This window comes from Streptomyces sp. NPDC020996, from assembly GCF_040641355.1.
In the GTDB taxonomy this organism is placed as follows: Bacteria; Actinomycetota; Actinomycetes; order Streptomycetales; family Streptomycetaceae; genus Streptomyces.
Map to the genome: position 1 here is coordinate 63,691 of NZ_JBFADM010000007.1, position 13,381 is coordinate 77,071.

Consider the following 13,381-nt stretch of genomic DNA (forward strand, 5'->3'; position numbering starts at 1 on the left):
TACCCTGAAAGGTATGGGAGGGCCTGGAGACCCACCTGAGGGGACACCCGAGGGCGCCCCCGGGGGTGGGGAGGACGAGTACCGGTCCGTCGTCTTCGACGAATCGTTCGTCCGTGCTGCCCGTCTGCAGGAGTACTCCGCGCAGGAGCGCATGGCCGACCACGCGCCCGCGGTGCGCCGCCGCCCGCCGATGCGCCGGGGACTGTCCCGGCAGGCCCTGGTCCTCGTCATGCTGATCGCGGTCGCCTTCGGCACGGCGATCTACATGGGCGTGCGGCACCCGTACCAGGCCCCGGGCGCGCGGCAGCCCGTCCAGCCCCTGCGGATGACCGTGATCCCGCTGTCCCCGCAGGGCAGGGTGCCCGGAGCGGCCGATCCCGAGTACCTGTACGAGCACAGCCCCGCCGCGCAGTTCCGCGTCGGCGCCGAGGGCATACCGCTGCCCGCCACTCGGCGTACCGCGCACTTCTCCGACGGCCAGGTCGTGGCCGCCCTGACCACGGCCAAGGACTACATCGTGCGGTCCTCGCTCTACCCCGAGGTGCTCGACGGGCAGAGCGTCCGCCCCGTGCGGGTCATGCTCGACGCCGACCAGCTCGGCCAGTTCGACCAGAGCTTCGCGCAGCCGACGGCCGACGGGCGGCACGCGCCGACCGGGTGGCTGGTCCGCTTCGACCCGACCGCCGCCGAGCTCGCCGACGCCAGGGTCCGGGTCCAGGGCTCGCTGCAGGCCGCCGAGACCGACTCAGCCACCCTCGAGGTCACCGCGGACCACACCTTCGTCTACGCGCTGCGGCCCACCGGAGCCGGCGCGAAGGCCGACGCCTCGCTGTTCACCGTGCGGCGCGAGCTGCACTTCCGCTTCGACCGCGACGACCTGCGCCTGCACCAGGCGCAGCTCGTCGTCTCCTACGTCCAGGCCGGGCCCCTGTCCTGCGCCGAGGACTCGGCCAACCACCTGCGCCCGCTGCTGGCCGGCCAGACGGCCAGGGCGGGCGGTCCGGCGGGCACCGACCCGTACGACACGGGCGGCGCGACGGCCCTGTGCGGCTCCCTGGCGAAGAGCGCCCAGCCGAAGGTGTGACCCCTGTCCCCGTCCCGGTCCTCGTCCTGGTCGGCTGTCGCGGTCAGTCGTCGTCCCGCGCGGGGCCGTCGGCCGGTGGCTGGTCGTGCGGCGTCTGGTCCTGCGGGGGCTGGTCCTTCGGGGGAGCCGACGCGAACCCGCCGAAGCCGCGCCGGACCCGGCCGCCCAGGTCCCCCGCCCCGCCAGCGATGTCGCTGACCAGCTTCATCAGCGGGTCCTTGGAGTTCTTGACGCTGCTGGAGTAGTGCGCCGCCGACTCGCGGAGCGAGTCCGTGACCGACGTGTCCTTGTCCTCGCCGCGCCGCGGGTAGTGGCCGTCCATGATCCGCTGGTGGTCGCGGGACGCCGCCCACTTCTTCAGCTCGGCCGCCCGGATCGTGGTGAACGGGTGGGAGCGCGGCAGCAGGTTCAGGATCTTCAGCACGGAGTCGCGCAGGTCGCCGCCCGCCTCGTACTCCTCGGCCTGCTGCAGGAACGCGTCCACGTTCATCTGGTGCAGGTGGTTGCCGCCCGCGATCTTCATCAGACCGCGCATCGACGCCTGCAGGTCCTGGCCGACGAGGAGGCCCGCCCGGTCGGCGGACAGCTCCGACTTGCGGAACCACTCGCGCAGCGCCGTCACGATCGCCATGACCGCGAGGTTGCCCAGCGGGATCCAGGCGACCCGGACCGCCAGGCTGGTCAGGAACAGCAGGATCGTGCGGTACACGGCGTGGCCGGACAGCGCGTGGCCCACCTCGTGGCCGATGACCGCCCGCATCTCCTCCTCGTCGAGCAGCTCGACGAGGCCCGTGGTGACCACGATGATCGGCTCGTCCAGGCCGATGCACATCGCGTTCGGCTGCGGGTCCTGGTTGACGTACATCGGCGGGACCTTCTCCAGGTCCAGGATGTAACAGGCGTCCCGCAGCATGTCGTGGAGATGGGCGAACTGCTGGTCGGACACGCGCACCGAGTCGGACAGGAACAGCAGCCGCAGGCTGCGCTCGGGAAGCAGGCCGCTGAGCGCCTTGAACACCGTGTCGAAGCCGCTCAGCTTGCGCAGCGCCACCAGGGCGGAGCGGTCGGCGGGGTGCTCGTAGGCGCGCGAGGAGATGCCCGGGAAGCGTGTGCGCTGCCTGCTCGGCGCCTTCTCGTGCCCGTCGTGCTGGTGGCCGTCGTCGGACATGTGGTCCCCCATGTGCGTGTGAGTGGCCCTTTACGGTCCCTCGTGCGGTCCTTCGCGCCCCCGAAGCAGGGCCCAGCCTAGGCGGAGTTACCGTGGACGGCACCACACCGAAGGAGTCCGTCGCCATGGAGCACACGCCCGCGGCCGTCTGGCTGGCCGAGGCCACGAGCGCCGCCGAGCGGCAGGGGGCGGGCAACCTGCTCCGGGTCGTACTGATCGTGATGATCGTGGGGTGCGCGCTGACCGCCTGGTTCCTGCTACGGGGTTACAAGCGGAAAGACGACTGAACGCCGCCCGGGGTTCCCAACGGCGGAGTCGGCGTGATCGCCGACGGGACCCCCGCTTACCATGGGCCGACATCTTTATCCCGCCCACACGCGATAGGTCCTGCCGAGATGAGCTTCCACAGCACCGCTGCCCAGTTGGTCACCCTCGCCGCGGAGGGTGAGGAGCACGGCGGCAACCACGAGAGCCTCAGCCCCTACGTCACCGGCGGCAGCGCCCTGCTCATCCTGCTGCTCCTGCTGTGGGTCACCACCCGCTTCAACCGCGACCGCTGAGCCCGTCGCGGACCGCCGACGGGGAACTGGCGGCCGGAGCCCTCAGGCCGGGCCGGTAGGGTCTGCACGCATGGGAGAGCAGGACACGCCTACCGGTCCGGCGAACGACACGGCCGACGGCACGCAGACCCGCCCGGCGGACGGCACCGGGCCCCGCCCGGCGGACGGCACCGGGCCCCGCCCGGCGGACGGCACCGGACTCCGCCCGTCCGGCACCGGCAACGGCCGCTCGGAGCCGGGCAAGCGCCGCCTCGGGGTCATGGGCGGAACGTTCGACCCGATCCACCACGGGCACCTGGTGGCGGCCAGCGAGGTCGCCGCCCAGTTCGGCCTCGACGAGGTGGTGTTCGTGCCGACCGGCCAGCCGTGGCAGAAGACCCACCGCCACGTCTCACCGGCCGAGGACCGCTACCTGATGACGGTCATCGCGACCGCCGAGAACCCGCAGTTCTCCGTGAGCCGCATCGACATCGACCGCGGCGGCCCCACCTACACCGTGGACACGCTGCGCGACCTGCGCGCCCTCAACCCCGACACGGACCTGTTCTTCATCACCGGCGCCGACGCGCTCGGCCAGATCCTGACCTGGCGGGACTCCGAGGAACTGTTCTCCCTCGCGCACTTCATCGGCTGCACCCGGCCCGGCCACCACCTGTCGGACCACGGGCTGCCCGAGGGCGGCGTCTCGCTCGTCGAGGTGCCCGCGCTCGCCATCTCCTCCACGGACTGCCGTGCGAGAGTCGCCAAGGGCGACCCCATCTGGTACATGGTGCCGGACGGAGTCGTGCGCTACATCCACAAGCGCAAGCTGTACCGCGGCGAGTGAGCCGAGAGGGGCTACCGGTGAACGACCGATACGACGCTGGGTACGGGGGCGACCAGTACGAGCTCGTCGGATACGACGAGTACGGGCAGCCTGTGTACCGCCAGGTCCCGCCCCAGCAGGCTCCGCAGCAGCCCTACCCCCAGCAGGCTCCACAGCAGCCGTACGACTCCTACGACCCGTACGCGCAGCCGCAGCCGCAGGCCCCGCAGCAGGGCTACGGCTACGACCCCTACGCCACGGGCGTCCAGCAGCCGGCGCCCCCGTACGATCCCTACGGCACAGCTCAGCAGCCGTCCGCGCCCTCCTACGACCCCTACGGCACCGGCGCGTCCCAGAGCGGCGGGTACGACCCCTACGGGCAGGCACAGGGGCAGGGGCAGGCGCAGGGCGCGGTCACCGGCCGGCAGCCCCGGGTCGCCGAGCAGACCGCCCACATCCCGCAGCAGCCCGGCCCCGCCGACGCCGAGCCGTCCCCGGCCTCCGCCCCGCCCGAACGCGACTACCGCACCGAGCAGTTCGCGTTCGTCGAGGAGCCCGAGGGCGACGCCGAGGACGTCATCGACTGGCTGAACTTCACCGAGAACCGCACCGAGCGCCGCGAGGAGGCCAAGCGCCGCGCCCGCAGCCGCCTGATCGCCCTCGTCGTGGTACTGGCCCTGGTCGCGGTCGGCGGAGTGGGCTACCTCTGGGCCGCCGGGAAGCTCCCCGGCCTGTCGGACCCGGACACCAAGACCGGCGGGACGACGGCCGCAGGTGCCCAGAACCGCGACGTGATCGTCGTCCACCTGCACAACACCAAGAAGGGCGGCACCTCGACGGCGCTGCTCGTCGACAACACCACCACCAAGCGGGGCACCACCGTCCTGCTGCCCAACTCGCTCGCCGTCACGGACGACGACGGCACCACCACCACCCTCGCCAAGTCCGTCGCGGACGACGGCTCCTCCGGCACCCGCGACGCCCTCGACACCGTCCTCGGCACCCAGATCCAGGGCACCTGGCGCCTGGACACCCCCTACCTGCAGAACCTTGTCGACCTCGTCGGCAACATCGAGGTCGACACCGACACCGACGTCCCCGACCCGGCCGCCGGCAAGAAGGGCGCCTCGCCCCTGGTGCACCGGGGCGAGAACCAGACCCTCAGCGGCAAGATGGCCGTCGCCTACGCCACCTACCGCGCCTCCGGCGAGAACCAGAACGCCCAGCTGCAGCGGTTCGGGCAGGTCATGCAGGGCGTGCTGCGCAAGCTGTCGTCCGATCCGACGGCCGCGACGACCACCGTGCAGACCCTGGCGCAGATCCTGGACCCGTCGCTGACCGACAAGGACCTCGGAACCTTCCTCGCCAAGCTCGCCGACCTCGCCAAGGGCGGCGACTACAAGACCGCCCTGCTGCCCGTCCAGGCCGACGGCACCCTCAGCGCGCAGACCGGCGCCGGTGTGGTCAAGGACGTGCTCGGCGGCACCGCGAAGAGCCCCTCCAAGGACGCCGCCGTCCGGGTCTCCGTCCAGAACGCCAGCGGTGTGAAGGACAACACCCAGAAGGCCCGCGTCGTCCTCCTCAACGGCGGCTTCACCTTCCTGGACGGCGGCACCGCCTCCGCCGCGGCGACCTCGAAGGTGGTCTACACGGACGCCGCCGACAAGGAGAACGCCACCGAGGTCGCCAAGACGCTGGGCCTGTCCACCGGCGTCGTCACCAAGGGCAAGGTCACCTCGAGCGCGGACGTCATGGTCGTCCTCGGCCAGGACTACCGCCCGTCGTCGTCCCAGTAGCGGGCCCGCCGAGACCGGCGGCGCCCCACGTGATGCGTGCATATCACGTGGGGCGCCGAGGCCGGTCCGTGAGACCCTTGATGCCAAGTGACCGCCGACCGAAAGCCACGTAGTGACCGCCACTGACCGCTCTCTGGAGCTCATCAACACCGCCGCGCAGGCGGCCGCCGACAAGCTGGCGCACGACATCATCGCCTACGACGTCAGCGACGTGCTGTCGATCACGGACGCCTTCCTGCTGGCGTCCGCCCCCAGCGACCGCCAGGTCAAGTCGATCGTCGACGAGATCGAGGAGCGGCTCCTGAAGGAGCTCGGCGCCAAGCCGGTGCGCCGCGAGGGCGACCGCGAGGCCCGCTGGGTCCTGCTCGACTACGTCGACATCGTCGTCCACGTGCAGCACAGCGAGGAGCGCGTCTTCTACGCCCTGGAGCGGCTGTGGAAGGACTGCCCCGAGATCGAACTGCCCGAGGACGCCAAGGCCACCCGCGGCAAGGCCGAGGAGCACGCCAAGCTGAGGGCGGCCGAGGAGGCGGCGGAGCCGGGCGGTGAGTGGTGATGAGCACCACCGACGAGGTGCCCGGCGACAAGAGCCGGGGCCGTCGCCTCATCCTGTGGCGGCACGGCCAGACCTCATGGAACGTGGAGCGGCGGTTCCAGGGCACCACGGACGTCCCGCTCACCGAGACCGGCGTCGCCCAGGCCCGCCGCGCCGCCCGGCTGCTCGTCTCCCTCAGGCCCGACGCGATCGTCGCCTCCGACCTCCAGCGGGCCGCCCGGACGGCCGGCGAGCTCGCCGCGCTCACCGGCCTGGAGGTCACCCACGACGAGGGGCTGCGCGAGACCTACGCGGGCAAGTGGCAGGGCCTGACGCACGAGGAGATCCTCGAGCGGTACGGCGCTGAGTACGGCGCGTGGAAGCGCGGCGAGCCGGTCCGCCGCGGCGGCGGCGAACTGGAGACCGAGGTGGCCGAGCGCGCCGCCCCGGTCGTGCTGCGGCACGCCGAGAAGCTCCCCGACGACGGCACGCTCGTCGTGGTCAGCCACGGCGGCACGATCCGCACCACCATCGGGCGCCTCCTGGGCCTGGAGGCCCGCCACTGGGAGAGCCTCGGCGGTCTGTCCAACTGCTGCTGGTCCGTGCTCGGCGAGGGAGCCCGCGGCTGGCGCCTGCTGGAGCACAACGCCGGCACCCTGCCGGAGCCGGTCCTCGGCGACGACGACTGAGCCGCGGCCGGGCGTCGTCCGGGCCGTCGTCCCGGGCCCGGACCCGGATTTCACTTTCCGGCAGGTCGCAGGCTAAAGTTCTTCTTGTTCGCCCCGCCGAGCGGGAAGAACGGCAAGGGGCTATAGCTCAGTTGGTAGAGCGCCTGCATGGCATGCAGGAGGTCAGGAGTTCAATTCTCCTTAGCTCCACGGATCGGCAGCTCCACGGGTCGACACACTGTCGAGTTGTCAAAGATCGTCGATGAGATCCCGCCCCTGAGGGGCGGGATCTTTTCATTGCGCCCGCACCTGCGCCGGCACCTGCGTCCGGGCCTGCGCCCGCGCCGTCGCCGCGGCCGTCGCCGTGGGCGGCCACAGGCCCTCCCTGCGCTCCAGCAGCACCGCCGTGCGCCGCGCCGTCTCCTCGTCGTCCGGCGTGTAGACGACGATCCGGCACTCCGGCATGCCGTTGACCGACAGCGACACCGACGTCATCCGCAGCTCGCCCACGTCCGCGTGCCGGAAGACCTTCACCCGCCGTCCCGGCTGCGCCACGTCGCCGGTCTCCCACAGACCGGCGAACAGCGGGCTCGCCGCGGACAGGTCGCGTATGAAGTCCTCCCAGGCCGGCTCCCCGGCGTGCAGCCCGTAGGCGGCGCGCAGGGTCGCCACCATCACCGGCAGCTCCCGCTCCCGGTACAGCAGCGGGCAGCTCTCCTCGTCCGCCGTGAACAGCCTCCACAGCGCGTTGGGAGGATGGCCGGCCGCTGTCGGCTCCGGATAGAACAGGTCCCGGTAGACGGAGTTGGCGGCCAGGATGTCGTACCGCGAGTTGTAGACCACCGCCGGGCGCGGGACCAGGGCGTCGATGATGCCCTGGATCTCCGGTCCCACCGTCTGCGCCAGCTCCTCCGGCGCGGGCGGGTACGGCACCTCCGCCAGGTGGTAGAGGTGCTCGCGCTCCGGAGGGTCCAGCCGCAGGGTGCGCGCCACGGCGTCCAGGACCTGCCCGGAGGCGTTGATCGGCCGGCCCTGCTCCAGCCACGTGTACCAGGTGACGCCGACGCCCGAGAGCTGGGCGACCTCCTCGCGGCGCAGCCCCGGCGTGCGGCGCCGCAGCCCCGGCGGCATCCCCACGTCCGCCGGTGTCACCCGGGCCCGCCTGCTGCGCAGGAACGCGGCCAGCTCGGGCCGCCGTCGCTGTGCCGTCCCCATCCTCACGCCCCCCTCGTCACGACCATCGTCGGTGCCCGCCGCGTCGCCTGCCAGGTGCTGTCAGTACCAGCATCGGCGGGCTCTCGGCACCCGTACCGGAGTCTCGCCAGGCTCAGCGGCATGACGACCACTCCCAGGACCACCTCCGGGACGAGCGCCGGTACGCGGCCGGCTCCCCGTCCCGCATCCAGTAAAGCCCCCGCCACTGACAACCGGCCCCGGGCGGTGCTCGCGCTGGTGCTCGCGGCCCAGTTCATGGCGCTGCTCGACGTGTTCATCGTGAACGTCGCGGCCCCCACCATCGGCACGGAACTGCGGGCGTCCGGAGCCGACCTGCAACTGGTGATCGCCGGATACGCCATCACGTACTCGGTCCTGCTGATCACCGGCGCCCGGCTCGGCGACCGTCTCGGGCACGGCCGGGTGCACCTCGCCGGGCTCGCCCTCTTCACCGCCGCCTCGCTCGCCTGCGGGCTGGCCCAGGGATCCACCGAACTGATCGTCTTCCGGCTGGTGCAGGGAGCCGGCTCGGCGCTGATGATCCCGCAGGTGCTCAGCCTCATCCAGCGGACCTTCACCGGCGAGGCCCGGGCCCGGGCACTCGGCGCGTACTCGGCGGTCCTCGCGGTCGGCGCCGCCGCCGGGCAGGTGGTCGGCGGGATCCTGGTCAGCGCCGACCTGTTCGGCACCAGCTGGCGGCCGGTGTTCCTGGTCAACGTGCCGGTGGGCCTCGTCCTGCTCGCCGTCGGCCGGCGCGTCCTGCCGCGCGGCACGGGAGCCGAGCGGGCGCGCGGGCTGGACCTGCCGGGCCTGGTGCTGCTCGGCGCGGCCGTGTCGCTGTTCACGGTGCCGCTGGTGCTCGGCCAGGAGGAGGACTGGCCGCTGTGGTCCTGGCTGTCGCTGGCCGCCTCGGCCGTCCTGTTCGCCGCGTTCTGCCGCTACGAGTCCCGGCTCGCCCGGCGCGGCGGCGCCCCGCTGATCGCGCCCCGGGTGCTGCGCCACCCCGGCATGAGCCTGGCGGTCTTCCGCGTCTTCGCCGTGATGGCCGTCAACGGCGGCTTCCTGTTCGCGGTCACCCTGCACGTCCAGGGCGGCCTCGGCTACAGCGCCCTGCGCTCCGGTCTCACCTTCGCGCCGACCGCGGTGGTCTTCGGGCTGGTCGGGCTGACCTGGCGGTCCTGGCCGGCGACCTGGCAGCGCCTGCTGATCCCCGCCGGGTTCTTGGTCACGGCGCTGTCCGTGGCGGGCGTGGGGCTGGTGCTCAAGGGCGGCGACGAGGGCGGCGCGCCGCTGTACGTCGCGTACGCCGGTGTCGGCTTGGGACTCGCGCTCGGCTTCAGCCCCACCCTGACCCGCGCGCTGGCGACCGTACGGCAGGAGGACGCGGCGGACGCCAGCGGTCTGCTGGCGACGGTCACCCAGCTCGGGCAGCTGACCGGAGTCGCCGCGTTCGGCACACTGTTCCTGAACCGGCTTGAGTCACTCGGGGCCCTCACGGCGTATACCTCTGCGGAGGCGCTTCTGGCGTGCATGTTCGCACTGGCCGGGACGGCCGCGGCGGGTGCCGTGTCCGGACTGGTACTGAGGCGTCGCTGACCGTATCGGTCCGGCCGTGGCAGAATCAAACGGCCGGAAGGGGGCGCGACCCGACGGGAGGGAGCAGTGATGCCTGCGAGCATCCTCGAGGAGGTCGGCCACCTTCTCGAAGCGGCGTCGACACGGGACACGGTCACCCGGCTCAGCTGCCCTTCCTGCGGTTCCGTGCACGTCGCCCAGGTCCTCGGCGACAACGGCGGGATCTCCTACGTGTGCACGGCCTGCGGCCACAGCTGGAGCTGAGCGATGGGTGCACACCGACGGAAGTGCGACTGGTGCGGCAGCGGTACGCCGATCGTCCGCGACATGGAGCCGGTCAACCCCGACTACCAGTACTGGTGCGAGGAGTGCGCGCGGGCGCTGATCATAAAAGGCGACCCGATCGAGACGTACCGCGAACTCGAGGGCGAGCCGATCTACGGCCGGCTCCTGGAGGAGCACTGCACCCTCAAACGGTTCTACTCGTTCGTCACCGCCTGACCCCGGCGGGCGTCCGAAGGGGCGTCGACGGAAACGATTTGGTGTTGGCCGGGGTCGACCGTGTAATGTTGGCGTCGCCGCCGGGGAAACCCGGTGGGACACCGGCAAGGGGCTATAGCTCAGTTGGTAGAGCGCCTGCATGGCATGCAGGAGGTCAGGAGTTCAATTCTCCTTAGCTCCACAGCGATCGAGGGCGGGTCATCCGATGGATGGCCCGCCCTCGGTGCGTCTCAGCGCATTTCAGTCTTCTCAGTGCGTCTCAGTGCGTCTCAGTGCGTCTCCGTGCGTGCGGGAAGCGAGACGGGACGGGACGGCGGGCCGACCCCAGCAGAGGTGGCCCGCCGTCCCGTTCGGGTCCGTCTCAGCGGCCCAGCGCCCGCCGCCCCCGGCCCTGCGAGAGCACCGGCAGGTTGCGGGAGGGGGCCCGGTCGCGCGGGGCCTCCTCCTCGATGCGCAGGGCGAGCGCGGGGCAGCGGCGTACCGCGCGCAGCGCCTTGGCCTCCGCGTAGCGCGGCACCTGCGCCTGCGCCACGGTGGGGAAGCCGTCGGCGCCGAGCTCGAACACCTCCGGGAGGATGTCCGCGCACAGGCCGTGCCCCCGGCACAGCGTCCAGTCGACGTAGATCTTCTGACGGCTCGGGCCGGTCTCCTCGGGCTCCGCGCCGCCCGGGATGCCCGTGGGAGCCCTGCCCCCCTCGAACAGCGGCAGGACGCCCTCCACGGGCCGTCCGCAGCCGTTGCCGAGGACGTGCGCGGCGAGGTCGTCGGTGAACGCCTTGATGGTCGACTCCAGGAACATCGCGGAGCCGTCGGGGTGCGAGCAGGCCCCGCGCCGCTTGACGTTCTTGGCGACCTGCCTCAGCGCCTCCAGGGCGGCCGGGCCGCCGCCGTTGATGATGTCCTCCATACCGCGCGCGGCCGCGGGCAGGCCGAGGTAGCAGGGACCGCACTGTCCCGCGCTCTCCTCCGCCAGCCACTGCGCCACACGCAGCGACTCGCCCAGCGGACAGGTCTCCTGGCTGATCGGCAGGATCGCCCCGGCGCCCAGCGAACCGCCTACCGCGTCCAGGGAGTTGCGGGAGACGATCGCCTCGTCGACGGTGGCCGCGTCGATCCACTTGCCGTGGTAGCCGCCGGTCAGCACGCCCTGCGGCACCGGCGGCGCGCCGGCCAGCTGCAGCACGTAGCGCAGCGGAACGCCCGTGGGGACCTCGATCACCATCGGGCGGGCGACGGCGCCGGAGACCGTCAGCATGACGGTGCCCGGCTCGTCGTACAGGCCGGTGTTGCCGTAGCGCTCCGGGCCGATGCGGGCGGCGATGGCGAGCTGCGCGAACGTCTCGGCGTTCGACAGCAGGGTGGGCGCTCCGCCGACGCCGTTCTGCGAGGCGCTGACCTTGCGGCCGGGCGGGATCGCCGGGCCGCCGTCGATGGAGCGGATCAGCGACGCGGCGGCGCCGGTGACCATCCGCACGGGGTTGCGCTGCACGAACGCGCGCAGCGCCGAACGGCGGCTGTTGCTCAGCCCGCGTTCGGCGAGCGCGGCCTCCATGGAGCGCTGGGTGGACTCCCGGGTGACCCCCACCACCAGCGTGCGGGCGCCCAGGGCCTCGGCGCACAGCAGCGCGCCGTCCAGGATGAGGTGCGGGGCACGGTTGATGAGCACCGTGTCCTTGCGGCAGGCCGGTTCGTCCTCGCTTCCGTTGACGACCACGACCGGCCGTACGCCGCGCTTGATCGCCGACTCGGCGACCGAGCGCAGCTTCTTGTGGAAGGGGAAGCCCGCGCCGCCGCGGCCCTTGAGATTGATGCTCTCGGAGAGCTGCGCGAGCTGCTCGCCGCCCAGGGGTTCGAGCGGCCCGTGCACCTTCAGATGCATGGGCAGGTCGAGCCGCTCGACAAGGTCGAAGCCCGAAGTGAGCTGCGGAAGGCCGACCACGCGGACTTCCGGGACGTCGGGCAGGGCCTCGTTCACCTATAGCCTCCGGAAGGCGTGTTCCAGGGTTCGCCCGAACCCGGTGCGTCGAAGGACGCGCCGGGAGCCGGTTCGCCCGCGGGACCGCTGTTGTACGTGTCGTTGGGGTTGTACGTGCCGTAGCGGGTGTTCGTCTCACCGGTGTCGTACATGTCACTGCCCTGGTAGGCGGCCGCGCCCGCGCTGCCGTAGGCGGGGATGTTGTACCCGGTGTCCTGGAGCGGGTCGTAGGCCGACGGCGGCGCCTCGCCGACCGGCGGCGGCGACGGGACCGGCCAGCTGCCCGAGGTGCTGCCGCCGCTGTCCGCGCGCGGCATCGCCTGCGTCGGCTGCATGTCAGTCGGCAGGTCCATGCGGGCGGTCTGGTCGGCCGGGAAGGACTGCGCCCCGCGCGGGGTGGAGACGGCGCGGTAGGCGGCCGCGAAGCCGTCCGCCGGCTCCGGGGTCATGGTGCGCGAGGCCGGGGCCTCGTACTGGGGAGTCTCGTACTGGGGAGTCTCGTACCGGGGGGCCGAGGCGGACGCCGCCGTCTCCGCGCGGGACGACGACCTCGGCACGCGCGCGTTGCCGTAGCCCGGCAGCGCGGACGCCGCCTCGGCCATCCGGGCCCGGCTCGCGTCCAGTTCGTCGCGGCCCGCGCGCTCCTCCGTGCCCAGGAAGGCGGCGATCCGGTCGGCGACCCTGCGCTTGAACGGGCGCGGGGCCGCGCGCAGGGCGAGCGCCGCGGCGACCGCGACCAGGCACAGCTCGTAGGACACCATGAAGAACGTCTTGGCCGGGCGTCCCGCGAACAGGCCGTGGATCAGGGCCGCGCACCAGGCGGGGTAGGCCAGCATGTGCATCGCGCGCCAGCGTGCGGCCACCGGCGCGGGGGAGGCGAACTGGTTGCGCAGGGCGCCGGTGACGCCCACGAAGATCATGAGCAGGCCGGCCAGGGAGCCGAGGCCGATGAGTCCGGCGCTGCCCTGGACGCCGAGGCTGAAGGGGATCAGCGCGGCGATCAGCTGGGTGTGGTCGAGCGCCAGCTTGATGGTGATGTGCACGAGCAGGAACGCGATGGAGGCGACGGCGGTCACCCGGTGGATGCCCTGCGCCACGATGCGCTGGCGGATGTTCAGGACGAGCCGGTCCTGGGCGACCAGCCCCCAGATCACCGAGCAGGTGAGGCTCACCAGGGACAGGACGCCCGCGCCGAAGTTGAGGAAGTCCTGGAGCCAGCCGCCTCCGAACAGCACGACGACGGGTATGAGCAGCAGTACGACAGCGGTCGCCATCCCGTAGGCCGACCGGCCCGGTTTGGGGAGCGAGCTGTTGCTACGACGAGGGTTCATGGGGGCAACTCCGAGCAGTTTCGGGAAAGCGGTCCCGCTGCCGAACTTTAAGTGGCGCCATACCGGTGGGTACGAGGTTTGGGCTATTGCGTGGTCGTGCGGGCGGTGGGCGGTCGCTGTGATGTCCTGTAGTTGTCGTTACGCGAAGTAACCTCTGGCTCCGGCGCC

At 72.1% G+C, this 13,381-nt stretch carries 14 protein-coding genes and 2 tRNA genes; 12 read left to right on the forward strand and 4 right to left on the reverse strand.

The annotated features are described in order from the left end of the window. Positions 1-13: 13 nt before the first annotated feature. Complete coding sequence (locus AB0G63_RS07750) at positions 14-1,084, forward strand: hypothetical protein (protein WP_360745905.1); 1,071 nt, start codon at positions 14-16, stop codon at positions 1,082-1,084. Between the two features lie 43 nt (positions 1,085-1,127). Here AB0G63_RS07750 and AB0G63_RS07755 read toward each other — a convergent pair whose 3' ends face one another. Further along, positions 1,128-2,252 carry a M48 family metallopeptidase gene (locus AB0G63_RS07755; protein ID WP_360746167.1) on the reverse strand — a complete coding sequence of 375 codons (1,125 nt, stop codon included), beginning with the start codon at positions 2,250-2,252 and terminating at the stop codon, positions 1,128-1,130. A gap of 92 nt (positions 2,253-2,344) precedes the next feature. Here AB0G63_RS07755 and AB0G63_RS07760 point away from each other — a divergent pair, with 92 nt between their 5' ends. The 7 genes from AB0G63_RS07760 to AB0G63_RS07790 all read left to right on the forward strand — a co-directional run bounded on the left by AB0G63_RS07760 (position 2,345) and on the right by AB0G63_RS07790 (position 6,826). Continuing rightward, entirely contained in the window at positions 2,345-2,539 is a 195-nt protein-coding gene (locus AB0G63_RS07760; protein WP_360746182.1) for a hypothetical protein, read from the forward strand. 108 nt (positions 2,540-2,647) lie between these two features. Further along, positions 2,648-2,812 carry a hypothetical protein gene (locus AB0G63_RS07765; protein WP_324785662.1) on the forward strand — a complete coding sequence of 55 codons (165 nt, stop codon included), beginning with the start codon at positions 2,648-2,650 and terminating at the stop codon, positions 2,810-2,812. A gap of 70 nt (positions 2,813-2,882) precedes the next feature. Continuing rightward, positions 2,883-3,638 (forward strand): nicotinate-nucleotide adenylyltransferase, encoded by a 756-nt coding sequence (gene nadD, locus AB0G63_RS07770; protein ID WP_360745909.1) that lies wholly within the window; start codon positions 2,883-2,885, stop codon positions 3,636-3,638. Positions 3,639-3,655: 17 nt separating this feature from the next. Beyond that, complete coding sequence (locus AB0G63_RS07775) at positions 3,656-5,413, forward strand: LytR C-terminal domain-containing protein (protein WP_360745912.1); 1,758 nt, start codon at positions 3,656-3,658, stop codon at positions 5,411-5,413. 112 nt (positions 5,414-5,525) lie between these two features. Next, on the forward strand, positions 5,526-5,969 hold the full coding sequence (gene rsfS / locus AB0G63_RS07780; protein ID WP_360745914.1) for a ribosome silencing factor: 444 nt from the start codon (positions 5,526-5,528) through the stop codon (positions 5,967-5,969). Next, positions 5,969-6,637, forward strand: a complete 669-nt coding sequence (locus AB0G63_RS07785) for a histidine phosphatase family protein (RefSeq protein ID WP_360745917.1) — start codon at positions 5,969-5,971, stop codon at positions 6,635-6,637. Before rsfS ends, AB0G63_RS07785 begins: the two co-directional genes overlap by 1 nt. Positions 6,638-6,753: 116 nt before the next feature. Further along, positions 6,754-6,826, forward strand: a tRNA-Ala gene (locus tag AB0G63_RS07790). An 84-nt stretch (positions 6,827-6,910) separates the two neighbouring features. Here AB0G63_RS07790 and AB0G63_RS07795 read toward each other — a convergent pair. Next, complete coding sequence (locus AB0G63_RS07795; RefSeq protein ID WP_360745920.1) at positions 6,911-7,831, reverse strand: helix-turn-helix transcriptional regulator; 921 nt, start codon at positions 7,829-7,831, stop codon at positions 6,911-6,913. Positions 7,832-8,068: 237 nt separating this feature from the next. Here AB0G63_RS07795 and AB0G63_RS07800 point away from each other — a divergent pair, with 237 nt between their 5' ends. The 4 genes from AB0G63_RS07800 to AB0G63_RS07815 all read left to right on the forward strand — a co-directional run bounded on the left by AB0G63_RS07800 (position 8,069) and on the right by AB0G63_RS07815 (position 10,088). Continuing rightward, on the forward strand, positions 8,069-9,427 hold the full coding sequence (locus AB0G63_RS07800) for an MFS transporter (protein ID WP_360746170.1): 1,359 nt from the start codon (positions 8,069-8,071) through the stop codon (positions 9,425-9,427). A gap of 69 nt (positions 9,428-9,496) precedes the next feature. After that, positions 9,497-9,670 (forward strand): hypothetical protein, encoded by a 174-nt coding sequence (locus AB0G63_RS07805; protein WP_107057459.1) that lies wholly within the window; start codon positions 9,497-9,499, stop codon positions 9,668-9,670. Positions 9,671-9,673: 3 nt separating this feature from the next. Continuing rightward, positions 9,674-9,907 (forward strand): hypothetical protein, encoded by a 234-nt coding sequence (locus AB0G63_RS07810; RefSeq protein ID WP_003976229.1) that lies wholly within the window; start codon positions 9,674-9,676, stop codon positions 9,905-9,907. 108 nt (positions 9,908-10,015) lie between these two features. After that, positions 10,016-10,088 (forward strand) — tRNA-Ala (locus tag AB0G63_RS07815). 180 nt (positions 10,089-10,268) lie between these two features. Here the strand turns inward: AB0G63_RS07815 and AB0G63_RS07820 are convergent. Together AB0G63_RS07820 and AB0G63_RS07825 are read right to left on the reverse strand one after the other, a co-directional pair. After that, the gene (locus AB0G63_RS07820) at positions 10,269-11,882 is read right to left on the reverse strand and encodes an NADH-ubiquinone oxidoreductase-F iron-sulfur binding region domain-containing protein (RefSeq protein ID WP_360745924.1); all 1,614 of its coding nucleotides are present in this window, start codon (positions 11,880-11,882) and stop codon (positions 10,269-10,271) included. After that, complete coding sequence (locus AB0G63_RS07825) at positions 11,879-13,213, reverse strand: cytochrome b/b6 domain-containing protein (RefSeq protein ID WP_360745927.1); 1,335 nt, start codon at positions 13,211-13,213, stop codon at positions 11,879-11,881. Before AB0G63_RS07825 ends, AB0G63_RS07820 begins: the two co-directional genes overlap by 4 nt. Positions 13,214-13,381 lie beyond the last annotated feature (168 nt).